This is a genomic window from Microtetraspora sp. NBRC 13810 (assembly GCF_030268685.1).
Taxonomy (GTDB): domain Bacteria; phylum Actinomycetota; class Actinomycetes; order Streptosporangiales; family Streptosporangiaceae; genus BSRQ01.
The window spans coordinates 287,791-308,847 of the sequence record NZ_BSRQ01000009.1 but is presented as its reverse complement, the minus strand read 5'-3'; the positions used below and the strand labels follow the sequence as shown (position 1 = coordinate 308,847).

Genomic DNA, 21,057 nt, shown 5'->3' with positions numbered 1-21,057 from the left:
TGAGCGTCTTGCTTACGATATCGCGGCGCGAAGCCGCGGCGGGGCCGGGGCCGTCCTCACCGGGTCATCGCGGGGGTGGGCGCGGTCAGCCTGCCGTACGCGGTGAGCACCCGGAGGGCCTGCACCGTCACGACGCTGCGGTAGTCGGTGGTGGCGGCGGCGCTCGGCGGTCGCCAGGTGAGCGCCCAGCCGCCGTCCGCCGCCTGGCCGGTGAGGAGGTGGTCGAGGTGGCCCTCGATCGCGTCGTCGGAGAAGAGCCGGCGCCAGGGGCTGCCGGGCTCGGGGGCGAAGTGCAACGGGGTGACCCCGTACTCCGGGTCGCCGGGGTCGGGCTGGAAGTAGGCCAGGTCGGCGAGGCGTTCCCGTACTCCCGCCGCGACGCGTCCGGCCCGTTCGCGGTCGGGGACGTGTTCCAGGAACGTGAGGACCCCGGCCATGGCGTGCGCGTCAACCGGCAGTTCCCTCTCCAGCGCCGACCAGCACCAGCCGGTGGCCAGGGCGAGCCACGGGTGGCCGGCTCCCATCCGGTGGAGCAGCCCGGCCAGGTCGGCGGTCGGGTTCAGCCCCGGGACGAAGGTCCAGTCGGACAGGTGCTCGGCCCGGGGATGGGCCGCCATGACCGGCAGCGCGACCGGCACCGCCCCGCCGGGCGCGGCCACCGACGCGAGCCAGTCGCACGCGTCGCCTACCAGCGGCCCGGCGTCCGGCGGGCCCGCCGCCACCAGCGTCTGGAACGCGAACTGCACATCGACCGGCAGGCTGTCCGGGCACCGCTTGTCGGGTTCGAGACCGTGCCCGAAGCCGCCGTCGGGGTTGCGGAAGCCGCGCAGGGCGTCCACCACGCCGGCCGCGGGCGCCCCCTGGAACAGTGTGGCGAAGAGGCGGCGTTCCAGCAGGCGTCCCTCGCGGACGAGGAAATCCCGGGCGCCGTCGAAGATGTCGCTGGTCATGCGGCACATTGTGGTGGGCGCCGGACCGGCTGTCTTGCAGGAATCAGACGTCATGCCGCCGTGGAGAGCCGTGGCCGGCGCGGGAGGAGGAAGACCGCGGCGAAGGCGACCACCATGAGGCCGGCCGAGGCGGTGAACGCCATGCCGTACCCGTCGGAGGTGGTGGCGCCGGCGGCGGCCACGGTGGCGAGGGCGGCGAGGCCGAGCGAGCCGCCCACCTGGCGGGCGGTGTTGAGCAGGCCGGACAGCAGCCCCGCCTCGCCGTCGCGCGCGCCGGACGTGGTGAGCAGGGCGACGGGGGTGAAGTTGAGCGCCATGCCGAGGCACATGAGCAGGCCGGGGAGCAGCACGCCGGGCACGTAGCCGGGGTCCATCCGGCCCTGCCAGACGAACCCGGCGGCGGCGACCAGGGAGCCGATCCCGATCAGGCGGCGCTCGCCCACCAGGGGGATGAGCCGGGTGCACAGCCGGGCGCCGACGATGAGCGTCAACGTGTGCGGGATGAAGGCGAGACCGGTCTGCACCGGGCTGTAGCCCAGGTTCTCCTGCATGTGCAGCGACAGGAAGTACCACATCGCGATGGAGGCGGCTCCCATGAGGGCCATCACGAGGTTGCCGCCGCTGACCGCGCGGGACCTGAAGAGCCGCAGCGGCACCAGCGGGGCGCGGCTGACCCGCGCCTCGACGAGCACGAACGCGGCCAGCGCGACGACGCCCAGCGCGATCGGGATGAGGGCCTGCGGCGAGTCCCAGCCGTGGCCGGGGCTCTGCACGGTGCCGTAGGCGAGGGTGGAGATGCCCCCGGTCACCAGCAGCGTGCCCGCCACGTCGAGGCCGGCGCCGCGCCGGCCGTGGCTTCGGGCGCTCTCGGTGAGGAAGGCCGCGGCGGCGGCGACGAGGGCGATGCCGACCGGCACGTTGATCAGCAGGATCCACCGCCAGGACAGCTGCTCGGTGAGCAGCCCGCCGAGCAGGCCGCCGACCGCGCCGCCCACCGCGCCGACCGCGCTCCAGGAGGCGATGGCCTTGGCCCGCCGCGGTCCTTCGGTGAACGTGGTGGTCAGGATGGTCAGCGTGGCGGGGGCGAGCACGGCGGCCCCGACACCCTGGACGGCACGCGCGGCGATCAGGAGTCCCGGCGTGGAGGCGAGCCCGCCGAGCAGGCTCGCCCCGGTGAACAGGACGACTCCGGCGATGAAGATCCGTTTGTGCCCGTAGAGGTCGGCGATCCGCCCGCCGAGCAGGAGCAGCCCGGCGAAGGTGAGCGCGTAGGCGCTGACCACCCACTGGAGTGTGGCCTGGGTGAAGCCGAGGTCCTGGCTGATCGAGGGGAGCGCGACGTTCACGATCGAGACGTCGAGGACGACCATGAACTGACCGAGACAGGCGAGGACGACGATCAGAAGGTGGGCACGGTGCTCGGTAAGTGGCGGCCGCGTTCGCGACTGCTCGGCGGCCTCGCTCATGGGGCAATTCTAGAGAGGTGGATCCGACTGTTCACCCCATGGCGGGGAAAACGGTATGAAAACGGGATAACTGCATCAGAAGCGTTATCCGGTGCCTTCATGCACGTGCGCGGCGCATGCTCACCGCCAGCCAGGCGCAGCCGGCCGCGACCAGCACGCCGTGCGCGATCCTGAGCCGAGGTGAGATCCATGTCTACTTATTAGAGCGCAAGTTAACTTCGAGAGCACCGCTCTCGAAGCAGCATAAGCATCCGCCGCCGGGGTGTCCCACGTCAAGAGCAGTGCTCACAAGAGTGTCGGCCGCTCTCAGCTGGCTCGTCCAGGCCCGCCTGCCGAGCCTTTTCGAACGCGACCGGCGGGCGACCGAGAAGCAGTGTCCCGAGTGCCTCAGCGACATCCCGGTGGCGGCCCGCCGCTGCGCCTTCTGCACGGCCAGGCTCGACCCCGTCCCGGCCGAGGAACGCCCCCCGGCCTGACCGCGATCAGCTCCACGCCACCGGGAGTCGCGCCGGGCCGCTGATGGCGTGCCCGGCCTTGCGCGGGACCTCCTCCGCCGGTACGGCGAGCCGCAGGCGCGGCAGCTCCGCGGTGAGCAGGCCGAGCGCCACCACCACCTCCGCGTTGCCGACGTGCCTGCCGATGCAGTGGTGCGGCCCGTGGCCGAAGGACAGGTGCCGGTTGGGCGTGCGGGCGAAGTCCATCCGATGCGGGTCGGGGAAGACCCGCGGGTCGTGGTTCGCGGCGTCGTGCGAGGGGATCACGACCTCGCCGGGACGCAGCACCGCCCCGCTCGGCAGCGTCACCTCGCGCGTCACCCGGCGCGGCATGGCGTCCGCCGCCGAGGTGGAGAACATCCGCTCCAGCTCGCGCACCGCCCCGGGGATCTCCCCGGGATGGTCCGCCAGGTAGGCGTAGCCGGTCGGGTGCCCGCCGTACGGATGGGTGAGGAGCACCTGGACGAAGGTGCCGACGGAGGCGGCCACGGTCTCCCAGCCGCCCACCAGCAGCGCGATCGGCAGCTTGACCAGCCGGTCGATCGGCAGGTGCCCGCCGCCGGCCGCGATCCGCGACAGCAGGTCTCCGGTCGGCTCCGTACGCCGCCGCTCGATCAGCTCCCACAGGTAGAGGCCCATCGCCTGCGCGTTCGCCTCGGCGTCGGCCCTGGTCAGGGCGGTGGTGCCGAGGAACGCCTCGCCCCAGGCGCGGAACCGCGGCCGGTCCTGCGGCGGCACGCCCAGCAGGTCGCAGATCGTCCCGAGCGCGAACGGGATCGCGAAGTCCCCGACCAGGTCGGCCGGTTCCCCCCGGCCGGTCATCGCCGCCAGCGCCGCCGCGGCCCGCTCCTCGACGGCGCCGCGCAGCAGCTCCGCCGCCCGTACGGTGAACCGGTCCCTGACCACGTCGCGGACCCGGGCGTGGGCGTCGGCGTCCAGACCGAGGAGGGTGCCCTCCAGATCGACGTCGTCCGCGTCGAGGGCGGCCTCCCGGGAGAACGTCTCCTGATCCCGCAGCACCCGGAGGACATCGTCATAACGGGTGACCAGCCGGGCCGGACGGCCGCCGGGACGGATGACATCCGCGACACCGGTCCCCGTCTCCCGTATTTCATGATATTTCACATTTTTGTATAGGCCGGGCCGGTTGACCCCGTCCGCGTCCTGGTCCAGCGGGTGTGCGATCGGGCACGAGCTTTCCACAGCGGCGATACGGCCCACCTGGCAGACCCCTTCGTCGGCTAAACGCTCTTTTTCTGGATTATTAGCCTTGAAGGAATCTTCGACAATATGTCAAGGGAACTTGTCGCTTGCAGGCGACGTTTCAAGATCTGCAAGCGTGCTGAAGGGGCCGCGCAAGGGGGTGCGTGTCTCATGGGCGGCGGAGCGGGAGATCGGCCCGCTCCCCTGCGGACGGGGACTCCGGAGGGCTCCGGGCGTACGGCTCCCGTCGAGGGGGCGGGAGCCGTGCGCGGCGCCCGGGAGGTCAGGAGTGCAGGATCTTGGCGACCACGTCGGCCTTGTAGCGGTACGCCTCGGCGAGGGTGCTGCCGTCGCGCAGGGCGACCACCACGTTCTCCTCGGCGTCGGCGTACGCGCAGGCGTCGTTCAGCACGTCGGTGGAGCGGGGCAGGGCGACGACGCCGTTCCAGTCCATGACGATGTGGGTGCCGTCGTGCACGGTGACGCCGGCGATCTCGACGGGTTCGCCGATCGCGGCCACGTGCACGTCGGGACCGGGGCCCACGGTGGCCTCGTACAACGCCCAGACGGGGAGCTCCAGGTCGCGGAAGGCGTCCGTGTCCCGTACGCCGCCCTCGACCAGCACGCCGAACGCGCCGCTGGCCAGCGCCGCGCGGGTGAGGATCTCACCCCAGGAGGCGCCCGCCGCGTGCTGGGCGCCGGCGAGCACGATGATCCGGCCGTCCAGATCCTCGTCCAGCAGGCGGTGCAGCGGTTTCATGCCGTCCTCGCCGGGACCGCTCGCCAGCCGGACCGTGGTGGCGGCGCCGAGCACCGCCTGCGCGCGGTAGATCGGGCGCAACGGAGGGCTCAGCCAGCCGCGCTCCCCGCGAAGCTGGAGAACGTCTGCGATCGCGGTGGTCGGAGGGACCACACAAATCACCCCTTATGGAGAAATTTACGGATCTGCTTACAGACGTGCGTGGCAGTGCCCGCACCACCTCAGGTCACACCGGCCGCTCACGCCACGGCCGGGGCCGTGCCGTCCGGACGCCCCGGGACGGCCGCAGGTCCGTCCCCGTCCGCCGGAGCCGCAGAGCAGCTCAGTTTGCAGGAAGCGGACGGGGACGGAGCTCTTCGGCACCGCCGGGGACGTGCCGGGCACGGTCCCCGCGGTGATCGTGGTCACTGGCGCATCAGGTGGCACCTGTGACATAGCCCAGGAGGGCAGCATAAACGGCGACGCCGCGCGCCCGGTCACCGGGCCGGGGACCGCATCGGCCGGCACGGCGCCGGTCAGGACGCCTCCGATGCGGGCGGCACGCCGCCCGTCAGTCTCCCGGCCCACCGGATCAGGCCCCGTGCACCGCGTCGCGCAGCCGCGCCACGAGCTCGCGCGGCTTCTCCGACCCCCACACGTTACGCCCGAACGCGACACCCGCGCCGCCGGCCTCGACGACGCCCCTGGCCACCGCCACCACGTCGTCCTCGGTCTTCATCTTCGGACCGCCGAGCGCCACCACCGGCACCGGGCAGGACTCGGCCACCTTCGCGAACTCCTCGGGCGGGCCGGGGCACACGGTCTTGATGATGTCCGCGCCCAGCTCGACGCCGATCCGGGCGGCGCGGGCGACGTTCTCGGTCGTCCACGGCACGGCCTGGCCCCAGCCGCCGGGGATCATCTCGGCCATCACGGGAAGGCCGAGCAGCTCGCACTCGGAGGCCACCCTGGCCAGGCGGGTCAGCGACTTGTCCTCGTCCGGGGCGCCGGGGAAGGCCAGCACCACCACGCAGTCGGCGCCGATGGTCAGCGCCTCCTCCGCCCGGTGCAGGATCGTGTTGAGGTCACTGGTCGCGCGCTCGCCCAGTTCCGAGGAACCGCCGTCCACCCGCAGCACCAGGCCGGCATCGGCGAACACGTCGGCGTAGGCGCGGGCCAGGTGCCAGGTCGCCAGGACGGCGTCGGGCCGCCCGGCCGCGATCTCACGCATGGGCTCGCCCAGCGGCGGACCCTCGCCCATGTAGGCGGCGTGGTCGATCGCCACGAAGACGCTGCGACCGTCCGCGCCGAACATGCGGCGCATCCGGCGAAGCTTGCCCGCCCCGACGGCGGAGGGATACTGCACGGTGTTTCCTTTCTCGTGCCGAGCGAAGCCGCTCAGCGGGCGATCTGGCGCTCGAAGTCGGCGCCGTCCCAGTAGTCGACCCGATGCGCGACCAGGTCACCCGCCACCAGGAAGCGGAAGACGCCACGGATGAGGACCGGTGCCCCGTCATACAGGAAGGTCATCCGGTACGGCACGGCGGCCCGGTCTCCCTCGACGATCACGTCCTCGATCTCGTAGCTCAGGCCGGCGAACTCCGCCAGGAAGCCCACCAGCCGGTCACGGTACGCCTCCCGGCCGCGCAGGCTGCGCCCGGCCGCGGAGGTGTGCTCGTTGTGGAAGTCGGGCGTCACACAGGCGGCGATCTCGTCGGGATCGTGCCGATTGAGCGCGTTGACGTAGCGGATCACCGCTCGCCGGGTCACTGCCCCCAAAGGGTGCGGACCTCCTCGAAGACCTTCTGGTTGTGCGAGATCTCCACCACGTTGCCGTCGGGGTCCTTCAGCGCGCAGATGTAGCCGACCGGGTCGGGCATGTCCTGCGGCTCCCAGTGCAGGCAGCCCAGTTCGCGGCCCTTGTCCGCGATCCTGTCCACGTCCTCGCGGTTCGGCACCTCCATGCCGAGGTGGGCGAACGGCGTGAGCTGCGGCTGCTTCTTGCCCTTGTCCTTGGCGAACTCCACCAAGACCAGGACGAACGGGGTCTCCGCCTGCTTGTCGTTGGACAGCCAGACGTTGCGGCCGTCGGCGTCCTCATGGGTCGAGACGACGACGAGCGGGGTCAGCGTGGTGTAGAACGCGATCGCCGCGTCGAGGTCGGAGCTGGGCAGCGCGACGTGGGTCCAGCGCGCTTCGGTGAGCTTCTTGCCGAGCACCGGGCTCTCCTTCGATTCCTAGGTGTTTCGGTTGTTCGACGGCGACGGGGCCGTCGAACTCGTCCGGGTCGGGCGGCGTGGCCCTCCTGACGGATGAGGCGCATCATGTGCCGCGTCCTCTCACCATGATGAGCCGTGACGCCGAGGGCAGCGGACTCAGGTTCGGGTGGACGCGGGTTCGGGTGGACGCGGTCGTAGGCTCGTACCGTCCTGTCGTCTTCGAGCACGAGCCTGCCTCCCGTCCTGCCTACGTCAACGTGTCGGACGTTATGTCCGGGTTCCAGGTGCTCTCCATGTGCCCCCAGCCCAAAGATCCGGGGATCGCACTGCCCCCGGACCACATCGGTAGGCCGAGAGCGCACGTGGGAGGCTCAGGTAACGTGAACCACCGAACTCTCGGCCGTACCGGAATACCGGTCAGCCCGCTCACCCTCGGCACCCTCATGTTCGGCGCCTGGGGCAACACCGACCACGACGAATGCGTCCGCATCGTGCACGCCGCGCTCGACGCGGGCATCACCACGATCGACACCGCGGACGTGTACTCCTTCGGGGAGAGCGAGGAGATCGTCGGCAGGGCCCTCAAGGGGCGCAGGGACGAAGTCGTGCTCGCCACGAAGTTCGGCAGCCCGATGGACGACTCCCCGCACCGCAGGGGCAACTCCCGGCGCTGGATCGTGCGCGCCGTCGAGGACAGCCTGCGCCGCCTGGACACCGACTACATCGACCTCTACCAGGTGCACCGGCCCGACCCGGACACCGACGTGGACGAGACCCTGGGCGCCCTGTCGGACCTGGTCCGCCAGGGCAAGGTGCGGGCCGTCGGCACCTCGAACTTCCCCGCCGAGGAGCTCGTCGAGGCGCAGTGGGCCGCGGAGCGCCGGGGGCGTGAGCGGTTCGGCAGCGAGCAGCCGTCGTACTCGATCATGGCCAGGCACGCCGAGGCGGCCGTGCTGCCCGTCGCCGAGCGCTACGACCTGGGCGTCATGGTGTGGAGCCCGCTCAACGGCGGCTGGCTGACCGGCAAGTACCGCAGGGACGCGCCCCCGCCGGCCGACTCGCGGGCCACCCGCAACGCCGAGCACTTCGACTACCGCGCGGAGCACGTGCGGGCCACGAAGTTCGACCTGACCGAGAAGCTGACCGCCCTCGCCGACGAGGCCGGCCTGCCGCTCATGCACCTGGCCCTCGGCTTCGTGCTCTCCCACCGGGCCGTCTCCTCCGCCGTGATCGGCCCGCGCACCCTCGAACAGCTCGCCGGCCACCTCGGCGCCGAGCGGGTACGGCTCACGCCCGACCTGCTCGACGCCATCGACGAACTCGTGCCCCCCGGCACGAACGTGGGAGGCCCCGCCGAGATCGGCCACGTCCCGCACGTCCTCACCGACGCGGCCCTGCGCCGCCGCTAGTCCTCCCGGGAGGGCTGCCACCACAGCACGATCTGGTTCCCCCAGGGGTCCAGGAAGGACGCGTGGTGGCCGTCGAACTCCTCCCAGTAGGTCTGCTCCCACAGGGCGGTGGCCCCGAGGATCACCGCCCTGTTCAGGTACTCGCCGGGCGGGCCGTCCACCGCGATGTAGGTGCGCGGCTGGAGGCCGGAACGCGGCTGGAGCGAGCGCGGCGACGGGTCGGGGACCTGCTCCCGCTCGCTCCACAGGCCCAGGGGCACGCCTTCCCCTATCACCTTGTGGAAGACGCCCTCCGGCCGGCCGTTGATGGTCCAGCCGAAAAGCTCCTTGTAGAACGCCGACGCCGCCTCGACGTCGCGCGTCGGCAGATCGACGAAGACAAGCGTGTTCGCCACGGTCCAACTCCTGATCATTCGTAGTACGCGCCCTTGCCGCGGGGCCGGGCGGATGCTTCGCCGTTTACGCCATGGGGGAGCCGAGGCGGCTCTCGGCGGCGTCGCCGAGGTCGAGGAAGCGCCGGTAGCCGTCCCGGTAGGCCGCGCGGGGGTTCGGCTCGACGAGCGTCGCGGCCGGCCTCGGCCACGACCCGCCGGGCGCGTCCCCGGGCAGGGGCCACCAGCCGGCTCCCGCGCCCGCCGCCAGCGCCGCGCCGTACGCGGCGAGGCCGGTCTCCTCGGGCACCTCGACCGGCACCTCCAGGACGTCGGCCTTGATCTGGCACCACAGCGGGCTCAGCGCGGGCGACCCGGCGCACACCAGCACGTCCAACGGCACCGGCAGCGACGCGGCGATGTGCCGCAGGCCGTAGGCGGCGCCCTCCAGCGCGGCCCGGGCCAGGTGGCCGGGGCCGTGCCCGGAGCCCAGCCCGGAGATCTCCCCGCGCAGTTCGCGGCGCCACCGCGGGGCCCGCTCGCCCTCCAGGTAGGGCAGCAGGGTGACGCCGTCGGCGCCCTCCGGCACCGACTCGGCGAGCTTCAGCAGCTCGGGCACCGGCCTGCCGGTCAGCTCGGCCAGCCACTCCAGGGTGAGGCCGTGCCCGGCGACCGGGCCGCCGACGATGTCCACCCCGCGGGCCGGGCTGCGCAGCGTGTACAGGTCGGCGGACGCGCCGGCCGTGGCCATGGCGACCGCGAGGCCGCCGGTTCGCCCGCCCGGGTCCAGGCCGCGGCCGGGGGAGTCCAGGCCGCCCGCCCAGAAGGCCAGGTAGGCGTCCTGCGCTCCGGCGACCAGCGCGACGTCCTTGGGCAGGCCGAGGGCCCCGTCCGTGTAGCCGATGATCTCGCCGGTCTCGGCGCGCGGGCCGTACCCGTCCATGGTGGGGTCGCCGGGCCAGCGGGACTGCGCGTTGCGGGCGCCGAGCCTCGCCATCAGCCAGTCGTAGAGCTGCCGCACGGTGACCTGCGGGTTCTCCTCGCGGAGCACGCCGCGCTGGGCCTGGTGCTGCTCGTCGGGGGCGCCGGTGACGCCCGCCGGATGGCGTACCGTCACCGCGAGGCCGCCGTCCAGCGGGACCGTCGTGGGGCTCTGCCCGCCGACGCAGATGGCCTCGGGCCGCAGGCCGAGCGACGTCACCGCCCCGGCCAGCCCGGTCAGCCAGCTCACCGGGTCGGCCCGGCCGGCGGGCCAGCGCGTGGCGCCGGGATAGGTGCCGTGCGCCGAGGCCACCACGTTCCCGTCCGGGTCGAGCGCGACGGCGCGCGCCGAGTTCGAGCCGACGTCGATGCCCAGGACGGCGGGCACGTCCCGCGGAGCCGTCATCGGCCCCCCACCAGGACCCGGTAGACCGGCGTGGTGGAGGCGAGCTTCAGCGCCTCCGCCACCTCGGCCAGGCCGAAGCGCGCCGTCACCAGGGCGTCCAGGTCGGCGGCGAGGGCGCCGGAGGCGATCAGGGCGGCGGCGGTGCGCCAGTCCTCGGGCTCGTGGCTGTAGGCGCCGACGATGGACAGCTCGTGGTGGTGGATCGCGTCCGGGCTCACCCCGACCGACAGCTCCTTCGGGAACGCGCCGTACAGCACGACCGTGCCGCCGTCGTCGCACAGGCTCACCGCGGTCTCCAGCGCGCCGGGCGCGCCCGCGGTGACGAACACCAGGTCCTGCTTGCCGCCGAGCGCGAGGGCCTCGTCCGGGACGGCGGTCCAGGCGGCGCCCGCCCCGCGGGCCTCGGCCAGCCGGTCGGCGCTCACGTCGATCAACCCGACCGAGGCCGCGCCCGCGTGCCGGGCCAGCGCCAGGTGCAGCCGGCCCATGTAGCCCGCGCCGATCACCGCCACCCGGTCGCCCGCCCGCAGTCCGCCGAGACGCAGCGAATGCGCCACACAGGCGACCGGCTCACCCATCGCCGCATGCTCGATCGGCGCCGTGCCCGTCGGGTAAGCCTGGGTCGCCTTCACCACCACGCCCTCGGACAGGCCGGCCCCGAAGGAGACCGTGCCGTCGCTCAACGCGCCGCCCTGGGGGCGCTTGCACAACGCGCTGCGCCCGCGCCGGCAGGCCGAGCACGTGCCGCACCGGGTGAGCAGGTCCACGGTCACGGTGTCCCCGACCCGCGGCGAACCCGGCAGGTCGGCCACCGCGGAACCCACCTCCGCCACCCGTCCCGCCACCTCGTGACCGGGCGCCACCGGGTAGAACCGCTTCTCCCCGGTGAACAGCCGGCGTTCCATGGTGCACAACCCGCACGCGCCGACCTCGACGAACACCTCGTCGGGTGCGACCTTCGGGCTGGGCTCCTCGCGCAGTTCCACGGCCTCGGGGGCGGTGACAACGGCGACTTTCATCAATGACTCCTCAGATACGGCCAGGAATGTCGTACGGTGATGCCGGCCCGCTGGAGCAGGGCGGCGGAGGACGCGGTGGCCTGCGCGCGCAGGTCCTGCTCGTCGACGGTCACACAGCGGCCGTTCCGTACGACCTGCCGCCCGCCGACGAGGACGTCGCGGACCGAGCGGCCGTCGGTGGACCAGACGAGTTGCTGGGCGATGTCGCCGCGCGGGGTCCACTGGGGACCGGTGGCGTCGTGGATCACCAGATCGGCGAGCTTGCCCTCCTCGATGGACCCTATCCGGTCGGCCATCCCGATCGCCTCGGCCCCGTAGACGGTGGCCATCTCCAGCGCCTCGCAGGCGCCGAGCGATGTGGGGTCCAGCGCGGTGTCCTTGGCCAGCCCGGCGGCGAGCGCCGCCACCCGCAGGATGTCGGCGGAGTCCCCGGCGTTCCCCGAGTCGCAGCCGAGCGCGACCCGGCCGTACCGGGCGAAGATCTCCGCGTGCCGTCCCGTCCTCGTGACGCCCTGCCCGAGCCGCAGGTAGGCCCACGGGCAGTACGCGACCGCCGTACGGCTGGCCAGCAGGGCGCTCACCTCGGCGTCGTCCAGCCAGACGGCGTGCGCCAGCAGCAGGTGCGGGCCGAGCACGCCGAGGTCGGCGAGGTGCAGCAGCGGGCGGCGCCCGCATCGTTCCAGGTAGTGCTCGACGTCGGCGCTGCCGGGAGACATGTGCATGGTCATCCCGGCGCCGGTCTTCCGGGCCAGCTCGGCGGCGCCGGCGAGCAGGTCGTCGCTGGCCAGGCCGTGTCCCACCAGGGTGACCCGGCCTTCCACCATGCCGCCGGCCGGATAGGTCTCGACGAGCGCGCGCAGCCGGTCCAGCACCTCGTCCGCGGGGGCGGCGTGCGGCGCGCCCTCCACGTCCCAGCCCCAGGTGCCGATGGTGCCGCGCACGCCCGCCGCGGTCATCCCCGCCGCCACCCGGTCCGGATGGGCGACGGTCCCGGCCTCCACGATCGTGGTGACGCCGTTGCGCAGGCTCTCCACGCAGGCCAGCAGGGCGGACAGCTCCTCGTCGTCGCCGGTGTGCGCCTCGTGCAGCGGGATCGCCCACCCGTTGATCGCCTCGCCGGGGGCGGCGTCGTCCGGGATGCAGGCGCGGGCCAGCGGATCCCCGGTCAGGTGCTGGTGGGCGTTCACCAGGCCGGGGGTGACGACGCACCCCGAGGCGTCCAGCTCGGCGACGCCCGGCCAGCGCGCGCGCAGCGCACCGGTCGCGCCGACCGCGACGATCCTGTCACCGGCGACCGCGACCGTGCCGCCGACGAGGACCTCGCGGTGGGAGTTCATGGTCACGATGTCGCCGCCGGTGATCAGAAGATCCGGAGGATTGAGCGCCATGGCATCGAACGCTAGGTCGACCGCCTGCTCAGGTCATCCGACCCGGAGCACAACAACTACGGCGTACTCCATGCCAGGGACACAATGCCGGTGCCCGTGGTTGCCGGGAGGCTGACCCCATGCGTTACGACCCGGCATGGCTCGATGCCGATCCGCTGCCCCAGCTCATCGACGGTCGCGAGTCCCGGCAGGGCGAGATCCGCCCGATCCTCGACCCCTCCACCGGGGAGGCGCCCGCCGCCTACGCCGAGGCCACGCCGGCGGAGGTCGACGCCGCCCTCGCGGCGGCCAGGCGCAGCCACGACGGCGGCGAGTGGCGGCGGACGCCCGGTGCGGTGAAGGCCCAGTTGCTGGAGGCGGTCGCGGCCGAGATCCGGGCCGACGCGCGCCGGCTGGCCACCCTGGAGGCGCTCGACACCGGCAAGGCGGTCGGCGGCGCCCTCACCAACGACGTGTACGAGGCCGCGAACGCCTTCTCCTACGCGGCGGCGCTCGCCCGCACCCTGCACGGCGACGTGCGGCGCAGCAACTTCCCGCCCGAGCTGCTCCCGGGCGGCGGCCCCGACCTGCTGACCATGCGGATGAAGGAGCCTGCGGGCGTCGTCGCCGAGCTGCTGCCGTGGAACGGCCCGCTGATGACCGGCAGCCAGCGGATCGCGATGGCGCTGGCGGCCGGCTGCTCGATCGTGGCCAAGCCGCCGGAGGAGGCCGTGGTCACCCTGGTCGAGCTGGGCAGGATCCTCACCCGGGCCGGCCTGCCCGCGGGCGTGCTCAACATCGTCCTCGGCGCCGGGGAGACCGTCGGCGAACAGCTCGTCACCGACCGGCGGGTGGACCTGATCAGCCTCACCGGCGGCACCGACACGGGCCGCCGCGTCATGGAACTCGCCGCGCGCAACCTGACCCCCACCCACCTCGAACTCGGCGGCAAGTCCCCCGTGATCGTCTTCGCCGACGCGGACCTGGACCAGGCCGTCGGCTGGGCGATGATGGCGGCCTTCGTCAACATGGGCGAGGTCTGCGTCGCGGGCAGCAGGCTCCTCGTGGACGAACGCGTCTACGAGGACGTCGTCAAGGGCGTGGCCGCCGCCGCCGAGAGCCTGCCGATCGGCGACGCCCTCGACCCGGACACGTTCATCGGCCCGCTCATCACCGAGCAGCACGCCGACCGGGTGCGCGGTTTCGTCTCCCGCGCCCTTGCCGCCGGCGACGCCACGGTGGCGGGCACCCCGTCCGTGGCGAGCGGCAGCCGCGCCACCTACGTCCCGCCGACCGTCCTGTCCGGAGTACGGCAGGGCAGCGAGATCGAGCAGCAGGAGGTCTTCGGGCCGGTCCTGGCCGCGATGTCCTTCTCCACCGAGGAGGAGGCCCTGGCCCTGGCCAACGGCACCTCCTACGGCCTCAACGGCACCGTGTTCACCCGCGACCTGGAACGAGCCTTCCGGGTCGCCGACGCGCTCGACTGCGGCGAGGTCAACGTCAACTGCCACTTCGCCCCCGACATGAACGGCGGCCGCGGCGAACCCCGCCGGTCGAGCGGCCACGCCCGCACCGGCATCGACGCCTACACCAGGCTCAAGGCGGTCAACATCCAGATCCGCTCCTGAACCGGGCCGGCCACCATCCCGGGCCGGCTCCCGCAAAAGGCGACATCTCTAGAGCGATATAAATCCGGCCATACGAGTTCGTGAGAATACCGATATCGCGTGCGCGGCCCGATGGAATCTGATGTGTAATGGTGATCCGGTCGGCGGCTTCCCGGTTCGAAGCCCCGGCCGGGCCCTGCCGTGGACGCCATGAAGGTGGGATCCACAATGCGGAAGAGGTTGCCGCTCCGGGCTGACCCGGAGTTACCCCGGCGGGAAGACGAGGCGTTCCTCGGTCCCGCGCACTATCTCCAGCTCATGACCGTCGATTTCACCGGGATCTATTCCGTGTATCTCGCGGCCAAAGACGAACGGCTGAAAATGACCAGGCTCTCCATGAGCCTGCTGTCCGCGCCTTTCGCGGCGGCCGTCGCCCTGGCCGGCGCCAGGGTCGTCGATCCCGCCTCGCTCACCTCGTGGTCCACCGTGCCGTGGTACATCTTCGCCTTGGTCGCGGCGTTCGGCCTGCTCAGCATTCTGCCGTTCCTGCGGCTGATCGAGGCGGTCAGCGCGCATATGCGGGCCGCCCGGGCCATCAACAACTTCCGGCTGCTCTACACCGCCCGGCTGAAAGACCAGTTCGAGGAGATGAACTGGACGCCCAACCTGCCGGTCGACCCGAGATATCCGGAAACCTACGCGCCATTGGCCTGGCCCGGTGTCAACGTGATGATGCTGGCCGTCGTCAACGGCGTGTACATCGCTCTCGGACTGCTCGGTCTCAGCGGTACCGAACCGAGCGCCTCCCTGTTGTCCGTCGTCATCGGCCTGATCGCGCTCGTGCACTATCTCATGTACTACGTGCGCGCCAACGTCTCACGGCGGCGCAGGCTCCCGAGTAATCCCTACCAATTCCCGAATGTGGAGACGTGATGCCCTACCCCGACATTGATGCGGGGATTCGACGGTTGAAGTCTTGTGGGGAGGCGTGGGCCTGGCTGATGGCACACGTCTGGGCTACCGGAATGCCCGCCGAGGACGACAGAGGAGCGGTGATCGAGGCCGCCCCCGTCCTCTTCGAGATCGACGACGTGCGCGGGGACGACCCGCTGCTCGCGGTGCACGGCGACGCGCGGCAGGTGCCGCTCTACGCGAGCAAGTTCACCACGCAGCGGGTGGTGGCGCCGTTCAAGTACAGCTACGGCGCGCGGCTGCGAGGGCACCAGGGCGTGGACCAGCTGGCCTGGGTGGTGGACCTGCTGCGGACGCGTCCTTACAGCAAGAGCGGGTGGATCTCGCTGACGGCGCCGGGGGAGGTGCCCGACGCCGTGCCGTGCCTGACCGGGCTCGCCTTCCGGTTGCGCGGCGGCCACCTCGTCATGACGGCCGCCTTCCGCTCGCAGAACGCGTACACCAGCTACCTCAACTACCTCCCGCTGCGGGACGTCCAGCGGGAGGTGGCCCGCGACCTGCGCACGGCCTGCGGGCCGATGCGGGTCTTCGTGGACGTCCCGCACGTCTACGTGGCGGACGCGGCGAAGGTGGCGACCATCCTGCACGCGATGCCACACGTGGCGTGATCGGGATTTTCCCGGCGGCAGGCATATAAGCCGTCACGAGGGTATGTGTCCGGTCAGGAGGAGGAACGATCGCGGCGGCCCCGCGAGCGACGGTGCACCGTATGGGCGTGCGGGACCGTCAGACGCGGGGCCGGCCGTGGTCGCACCGCCGCCGTCACGCGGAGGGCGGGGGCACATGCGCATCACCCAGGAACGCATTCCCGCGCCGGGCGCGGCGCTCGCGGCCGACGTGGCCGTGCCGCCCGGCGCTTGCGGCGTCGTGCTGTTCGCGCACGGCAGCGGCAGCAGCCGGCACAGCCCGCGCAACCGGTACGTGGCCGGTGAGCTGCGCGCGGCCGGGCTCGGCACCGTGCTCGCCGACCTGCTCACCCACCCCGAGGAGCGCCTCGACGACATGACCGGCGAGCTGAGGTTCGACATCGACCTGCTCGCCACCCGGGTCGCCGCGCTCACCGACTGGGCGATGGCCGACCCGCGCACCACGGGGCTCGGCATCGGGCTGTTCGGCGCCAGCACCGGCGCCGCGGCCGCGCTCGTCGCCGCCGCCAGGCGCCCGCGCTACGTGCGCGCCGTGGTCTCCCGGGGCGGTCGCCCCGACCTCGCGGGCGACGCCCTGACGGCCGTGCACCGGCCGACCCTGCTCATCGTCGGCGGCGACGACCACGCCGTGATCGAGCTGAACCGGCGGGCGGCCGCGCGGCTGGCCGGGGAGAGCCGGCTGGAGATCGTGCCGGGCGCCTCGCACCTGTTCGAGGAACCGGGCACCCTGACCCAGGTGGCGCACCTGACCGCCGCCTGGTTCACCCGCCACCTGCCGCACCAGGCGGAGGCCCCCTGATCAGGGCACGAGCAGGATCTTGCCGAACGTCTCCCCGCTCTCCAGCCGGCGGTGCGCCTGGGCGGCCTCGGCGAGCGGGAACACCGAGTCGATCACCGGCTCGCAGCCGGCCGACCAGTACCACGCCACCATGTCGGCGAAGGTCGGATGGTCGTGGGACTCGGAGCCGATGAGGGTCAGCCCGCGGTGGTAGGCGCCCACCAGGCTGAAGGTGGCGGTCGGGCCGGTGGTGTCACCGCAGAAGACCAGCCGGCCACGGGTCCGCAACGACGCCAGCGACGCCTGGAACAGCGCCGGGCCGACGTGGTCGAGCACGATGTCGGCCCCGAGCCCGCCGGTCACCTCGCGCACCTGGGCGGCGAGGTCGCCCTTGCCGTGGTCGATCGTGACATCCGCGCCGAGCTTGGCCATCTTGGCCAGCTTCTCCTCGGAGGCGGAGGTCACGATCACCCTGGCGCCGTGCCGCCTGGCGATCTGCACGGCGGCGATCGTGATGCCGCTGCCCGCGCCGTGCACGAGCAGCGTCTCCCCGGCGCGCAGCCGGCCGCGCACCATCAGCGCCTGCCAGGCCATCGAGTACACGGCGGGGATGCCGGCCGCCTCCTCGAAGCCGATGTGGTCGGGCACCAGGTGGGTGTGCGTCTCCGGCACCGCGATCAGCTCGGCGTAGCCGCCCTGCCGGGAGGCGCCGACGACGCGCATCCCCGGACAGAACGCGGTGTGGCCCGCGGCGCACTGCTCGCAGGTGCCGCAGTGCAGCGAAGGGTCGACCAGCACCCGGTCGCCGGTCGAGCGGGTGGTGACATCCGGACCGGCGCCGACCACGACGCCGGCCACGTCCGTGCCCGGCACGTGCGGCAGGGCGAAGCCGGGCAGCAGGCCGGGACCCCGCCGCTGGAGCACGTCGATCCGGTTGACCGACGCGGCGCGTACCGAGACCAGGACCTCCCCAGGGCCGCAGACCGGGTCGGGCATCGACACCGGTCGCAGCACCTCGGGGGCGCCGTGGGTCTCGTGGTGTGTCGCTCTCACGTGATACCTCTGACGAAGGGGGCGCCGAGCGCGGCGGGGCCGCGGTGGCTCTTGGCGAAAAAGATCATGGCGATCAGGGCGAGCAGGTACGGCGAGGCGATCAGCAACTCGGGGTTGAGCTCGAAGCCCAGGGCCGGCAGCGCCAGCCGGGTGGCGTCGGCGGCGCCGAAGAGCAGGCAGCCCGCGATCGTGCCGCGCAGCGTCCAGCCACCGAAGATCACCGCCGCGATCACGATGTAGCCGCGGCCCGCGGTCATGTTCGAGTTGAACGTGCCGACCGCGGCCACCGACAGGTAAGCCCCGCCGAGACCGGCGAGCGCGCCGCAGATCAGCAGCGCCTGACGGCGGCGCTTGTTCACGTCGATGCCGGTGACGTCGGCCGACTGGGGATTCTCCCCGGCCGCCCGCGCCTCCAGGCCCCACCGGCTGCGGTGCACCAGCCACCACCCGAGCGGGATCAGGCCGAACAGCAGGTAGGCGGGCCAGCGCTGGTCGAACAGCGCGGGACCGAGGATCGGGATGTCGGACAGGTAGGGGATCGTCAGCTTGTCCACCTGCCGCGACTCGGTCTTCACCAGCAGGAAGCTGGTCAGGCCGAGCACGAGCACGTTGAGGGTGAGGCCGACGACGTAGGTGTTGACGGTGAGCCGGTGGCTGAAGCAGGCGTGGACGAACGCGATCAGCGCCCCGGCGGCCACGCCGCACACCACCCCGGCGCTCGCCGAACCGGTGGCCGCGGCGCCCATGACGGCGGTGAACGCGCCGCCCAGCATCATGGCCTCGACCGAGATGTTCAGGGTGCCCGCCCGTTCGGCGATCCACTCGCCGAGGGCGGCGAAGGCGAGCGGCATGGCCAGCCGTACCGCGCTGGCCGTGATCAGTTCGATGTCGTTGATGACGCTCACGCTGTCGCTCCCGCGGGGGCCGTTGCGGGCCTGCGGCGCTTGCGGACCTCGGCGTACGCGGCGGGGAAGACCGCGGCGAGTACGAGCAGGGCCGTCACGACCGAGACCAGATAACGCGGCACGCCGGTGGAGGCGAGGAAACCGCCGCCCGCCCGCAGCATGCCGAAGAACACCGCGATCGGGATCGCGGCGAGCGGATGGTTGCGCGCGACGAGCGCCACGAGCAGGCCATCCCAGCCGACGTTGTCGGAGATCCCCGGCTGGAACCGGAAGGACGTGCTGGTCAGGATCACCCCACCGGCCAGGCCGGCGCCGGCGCCGGACAGCAGCAGCGCCCCGCCGCCGAAGACGACGGCCCGCACGCCCGCGCGGCGGGCCGCGACCGGGTTGTTGCCCAGCATCCGCAGCCGGAACCCCCACCGGGTGTACTTGAGCAGCACGGCCAGCACCACGGTCACCGCCAGCGCGATGAACACGCCGTAGCCGAAGGTGAGGTCCGGGTACTCGCCCAGCCTGGGCAACTGCACGGCGTCCGGCAGCAGGTCCGACTGCGGCGAGGCGACCTGCCCCTTCTCCACGGTCTCCTGGAGCAGGCTGGGGGTGTTGATGGCGTACGACGCGACCTGCTGGGCGAGGAAGACCATCAGCAGCGTGCTGATGACCACGTCCACCTTGCGCCAGTAGAACAGCACGGCCGGGATGCCGGCCCACAGCGCGCCGCCCACCGCCGCGCCCACCAGCGTCAGCGGCAGCACCAGCCAGGCGGGCCCCGGCACGAACAGGCCGACGGCCGCGCCCGCCATGGCGCCGATGAGCAGCTGGCCCTCCTGGCCGATGTTGAACAGGCCGGCCATGGCGCAGACGATGGCGCCGACCGCGACGAGCAGCAGCGGGGTCGCCTCGTCGAGGCTCTGCCCGATCGACGCGCCGCCGTCCAGGCTGCCCTGGTAGAGCGCGAGGAGGGTGTCGGACATGGAGTGGCCGGTGACCGTGACCAGCGCGGTCGCGAGTACCAGCGCCACCACGAAGGACACCGCGTAGAGCAGCAGGGCGGACAGCCGGGCGGGGGTGAACACGGCGGGCAGCCTGGTGGTCGGTGCGCTCATGCCGCCTGGCCTCCCATCATCAGGCCGAGCCGTTCCAGGTCCACCTCGGCGCGGTCCATCTCACCGACGATCGCGCCGCGGTGGATCACCGCGACCCGGTGCGCCAGGGTGAGGATCTCCTCCAGCTCGGTGGAGATGAGCAGCACCGCGATCCCGGACCTGGCGGCCTCGTAGATCCGCTCCGTCATGTACTCGATCGCCCCGACGTCGAGGCCGCGGGTCGGCTGGGCCACCACGAGCACCTTCGGTCCCGCGGCGAGTTCCCTGGCCAGCACCACTTTCTGCTGGTTGCCGCCGGACAGCAGCCGCATCGGGGTGTCCGGCGTGGGCACGCTGATGTCGAACTCCTCGATGAGGCGCTCGGCGCGTTCCCGCATCCGGCGCGGGCTCAGGAAACCGCTTGCCGAGACGTCGCCGAGATCGGCCATGACGAGGTTCTCGGCCACGCTCATGTCGAGCACGCATCCCGACACGTGCCGGTCCTCCGGCACCACCCCGACCCCGGCGGCGTGCATCGCACCCGGCCGCCCCGCCCGTACGGCGGAGCCGCACACCTCCACGGCGCCCCGGTCGAGGTCGAGCAGGCTGGACAGCAGGTCGCCGATCGCGGCCTGCCCGTTGCCCTCGACCCCGGCGATGCCGAGGATCTCCCCGGCCCGCACCTCAAGGGACAGGCCACGGAGCAACGGCCGCCCGTCGGAAGAGGTCGCATGCGCGTCCGCGATCCGCAACCGCACCTCCCCCTCCGCAGGCCCGCCCACCACAACCGCGGCACCCTCCCCGGCCACGCCCTCCTCCGAGACCTCTTCCGAAGCCTCTTCCGCGCTCTCGGCCTTTTCGGGGGTGTCCTCTGCCTTCTCGGGGGTGTCTTCCGTGGCGTCGGTCTTTTCGGGAGTGTCTTCCGCCTTCTCCGGGGTTTCCTCCGTGGCTTCGACGACGGCGTCCGCCGTGTCCTCGGCGGCCTTGTCGGCGCCGGCCTCGGTGTCCTCCTGGGCCTTCTCCGCGTCCTGGACGGTGTCCGGGGCGGTGCTCTCCTCGGCCTTCTCCTCGGCCTTCTCCTCGGTCTCCGGCGGAGTGTCCTCGGAGGCGGTCTGCTCGGGGGTGGTCTCGGTTTCCTCGGCGTCGGCCTTCTCCGGAGTCTCCGAGGATTCGGCGTCGGCGTCGGCGGTCTCGGTTTCCTCCGAGGTCCGCTCAGCGTCCTCGGCCTTTTCCGAATTCTCCGTGCCGGGCTGTTCGACGGTGGTTTCGATGACCTCCGCCTCGGCCTTCTCCGGGGTCTCGGCGTTGACGTCTTCGGCGGTGGTTTCGATGACCTCCGCCTCGGCCTTCTCCGGGGTCTCGGCGTTGACGTCTTCGGCGGTGGTT

At 72.4% G+C, this 21,057-nt stretch carries 21 protein-coding genes; 6 read left to right on the top strand and 15 right to left on the bottom strand.

What is annotated here, in order from left to right:
* Nucleotides 1–56 precede the first annotated feature (56 nt).
* Both QSK26_RS20505 and QSK26_RS20500 read right to left on the bottom strand, forming a co-directional pair.
* Nucleotides 57–950: a hypothetical protein gene (locus tag QSK26_RS20505; protein ID WP_285776795.1), complete on the bottom strand. Its 894-nt coding sequence runs from the start codon at nt 948–950 to the stop codon at nt 57–59.
* 50 nt (nt 951–1,000) lie between these two features.
* Complete coding sequence (locus QSK26_RS20500; protein WP_285776794.1) at nt 1,001–2,416, bottom strand: MFS transporter; 1,416 nt, start codon at nt 2,414–2,416, stop codon at nt 1,001–1,003.
* Between the two features lie 293 nt (nt 2,417–2,709).
* Here QSK26_RS20500 and QSK26_RS20495 point away from each other — a divergent pair, with 293 nt between their 5' ends.
* Nucleotides 2,710–2,892, top strand: coding sequence for a hypothetical protein (locus QSK26_RS20495; RefSeq protein ID WP_285776793.1), 183 nt, complete (start codon nt 2,710–2,712; stop codon nt 2,890–2,892).
* A gap of 6 nt (nt 2,893–2,898) precedes the next feature.
* Here the strand turns inward: QSK26_RS20495 and QSK26_RS20490 are convergent, their stop codons facing one another.
* From QSK26_RS20490 to QSK26_RS20470, 5 genes are all read right to left on the bottom strand, one after another.
* Nucleotides 2,899–4,035, bottom strand: a complete 1,137-nt coding sequence (locus QSK26_RS20490; RefSeq protein WP_285776792.1) for a cytochrome P450 — start codon at nt 4,033–4,035, stop codon at nt 2,899–2,901.
* Nucleotides 4,036–4,396: 361 nt separating this feature from the next.
* Nucleotides 4,397–5,026: an RraA family protein gene (locus QSK26_RS20485; protein ID WP_285776791.1), complete on the bottom strand. Its 630-nt coding sequence runs from the start codon at nt 5,024–5,026 to the stop codon at nt 4,397–4,399.
* A gap of 418 nt (nt 5,027–5,444) precedes the next feature.
* Nucleotides 5,445–6,218: a class I fructose-bisphosphate aldolase gene (locus QSK26_RS20480; protein WP_285776790.1), complete on the bottom strand. Its 774-nt coding sequence runs from the start codon at nt 6,216–6,218 to the stop codon at nt 5,445–5,447.
* 32 nt (nt 6,219–6,250) lie between these two features.
* Nucleotides 6,251–6,622: a nuclear transport factor 2 family protein gene (locus QSK26_RS20475; RefSeq protein WP_285776789.1), complete on the bottom strand. Its 372-nt coding sequence runs from the start codon at nt 6,620–6,622 to the stop codon at nt 6,251–6,253.
* Complete coding sequence (locus tag QSK26_RS20470) at nt 6,619–7,071, bottom strand: VOC family protein (RefSeq protein WP_285776788.1); 453 nt, start codon at nt 7,069–7,071, stop codon at nt 6,619–6,621. The genes QSK26_RS20475 and QSK26_RS20470 overlap by 4 nt, the downstream gene beginning before the upstream one ends.
* 380 nt (nt 7,072–7,451) lie before the next feature.
* On the opposite strand from QSK26_RS20470, the gene QSK26_RS20465 reads away from it, so the two are divergent.
* On the top strand, nt 7,452–8,480 hold the full coding sequence (locus tag QSK26_RS20465; RefSeq protein WP_285776787.1) for an aldo/keto reductase: 1,029 nt from the start codon (nt 7,452–7,454) through the stop codon (nt 8,478–8,480).
* Here QSK26_RS20465 and QSK26_RS20460 read toward each other — a convergent pair.
* The 4 genes from QSK26_RS20460 to QSK26_RS20445 all read right to left on the bottom strand — a co-directional run bounded on the left by QSK26_RS20460 (nt 8,477) and on the right by QSK26_RS20445 (nt 12,645).
* Nucleotides 8,477–8,875, bottom strand: coding sequence for a VOC family protein (locus QSK26_RS20460; protein ID WP_285776786.1), 399 nt, complete (start codon nt 8,873–8,875; stop codon nt 8,477–8,479). The genes QSK26_RS20465 and QSK26_RS20460 overlap by 4 nt on opposite strands.
* A 64-nt stretch (nt 8,876–8,939) precedes the next feature.
* Complete coding sequence (locus tag QSK26_RS20455) at nt 8,940–10,238, bottom strand: xylulokinase (RefSeq protein WP_285776785.1); 1,299 nt, start codon at nt 10,236–10,238, stop codon at nt 8,940–8,942.
* Nucleotides 10,235–11,257 carry a zinc-dependent alcohol dehydrogenase gene (locus QSK26_RS20450; RefSeq protein ID WP_285776784.1) on the bottom strand — a complete coding sequence of 341 codons (1,023 nt, stop codon included), beginning with the start codon at nt 11,255–11,257 and terminating at the stop codon, nt 10,235–10,237. The genes QSK26_RS20455 and QSK26_RS20450 overlap by 4 nt, the downstream gene beginning before the upstream one ends.
* The gene (locus tag QSK26_RS20445) at nt 11,257–12,645 is read right to left on the bottom strand and encodes an amidohydrolase family protein (protein ID WP_285776783.1); all 1,389 of its coding nucleotides are present in this window, start codon (nt 12,643–12,645) and stop codon (nt 11,257–11,259) included. Before QSK26_RS20445 ends, QSK26_RS20450 begins: the two co-directional genes overlap by 1 nt.
* Nucleotides 12,646–12,764: 119 nt before the next feature.
* Between QSK26_RS20445 and QSK26_RS20440 the strand changes: the two genes are divergently transcribed.
* The 4 genes from QSK26_RS20440 (at nt 12,765) to QSK26_RS20425 (ending at nt 16,649) form a co-directional block, all read left to right on the top strand.
* Complete coding sequence (locus tag QSK26_RS20440) at nt 12,765–14,252, top strand: aldehyde dehydrogenase family protein (protein ID WP_285776782.1); 1,488 nt, start codon at nt 12,765–12,767, stop codon at nt 14,250–14,252.
* Nucleotides 14,253–14,459: 207 nt separating this feature from the next.
* Nucleotides 14,460–15,164: a hypothetical protein gene (locus tag QSK26_RS20435; protein ID WP_285776781.1), complete on the top strand. Its 705-nt coding sequence runs from the start codon at nt 14,460–14,462 to the stop codon at nt 15,162–15,164.
* Nucleotides 15,165–15,256: 92 nt separating this feature from the next.
* Entirely contained in the window at nt 15,257–15,811 is a 555-nt protein-coding gene (locus QSK26_RS20430) for a thymidylate synthase family protein (protein ID WP_285776780.1), read from the top strand.
* 175 nt (nt 15,812–15,986) lie between these two features.
* Nucleotides 15,987–16,649 carry a dienelactone hydrolase family protein gene (locus QSK26_RS20425; RefSeq protein ID WP_285776779.1) on the top strand — a complete coding sequence of 221 codons (663 nt, stop codon included), beginning with the start codon at nt 15,987–15,989 and terminating at the stop codon, nt 16,647–16,649.
* Here QSK26_RS20425 and QSK26_RS20420 read toward each other — a convergent pair whose 3' ends face one another.
* The 4 genes from QSK26_RS20420 to QSK26_RS20405 all read right to left on the bottom strand — a co-directional run.
* Nucleotides 16,650–17,681 (bottom strand): zinc-binding dehydrogenase, encoded by a 1,032-nt coding sequence (locus QSK26_RS20420; protein WP_285776778.1) that lies wholly within the window; start codon nt 17,679–17,681, stop codon nt 16,650–16,652.
* On the bottom strand, nt 17,678–18,586 hold the full coding sequence (locus tag QSK26_RS20415) for an ABC transporter permease (RefSeq protein ID WP_285776777.1): 909 nt from the start codon (nt 18,584–18,586) through the stop codon (nt 17,678–17,680). Before QSK26_RS20415 ends, QSK26_RS20420 begins: the two co-directional genes overlap by 4 nt.
* Nucleotides 18,583–19,692, bottom strand: coding sequence for an ABC transporter permease (locus tag QSK26_RS20410; protein WP_285776776.1), 1,110 nt, complete (start codon nt 19,690–19,692; stop codon nt 18,583–18,585). Before QSK26_RS20410 ends, QSK26_RS20415 begins: the two co-directional genes overlap by 4 nt.
* On the bottom strand, nt 19,689–21,057 hold a 1,369-nt coding region (locus tag QSK26_RS20405; RefSeq protein WP_285776775.1), incomplete at its 5' end, for an ATP-binding cassette domain-containing protein. The genes QSK26_RS20410 and QSK26_RS20405, both read right to left, overlap by 4 nt.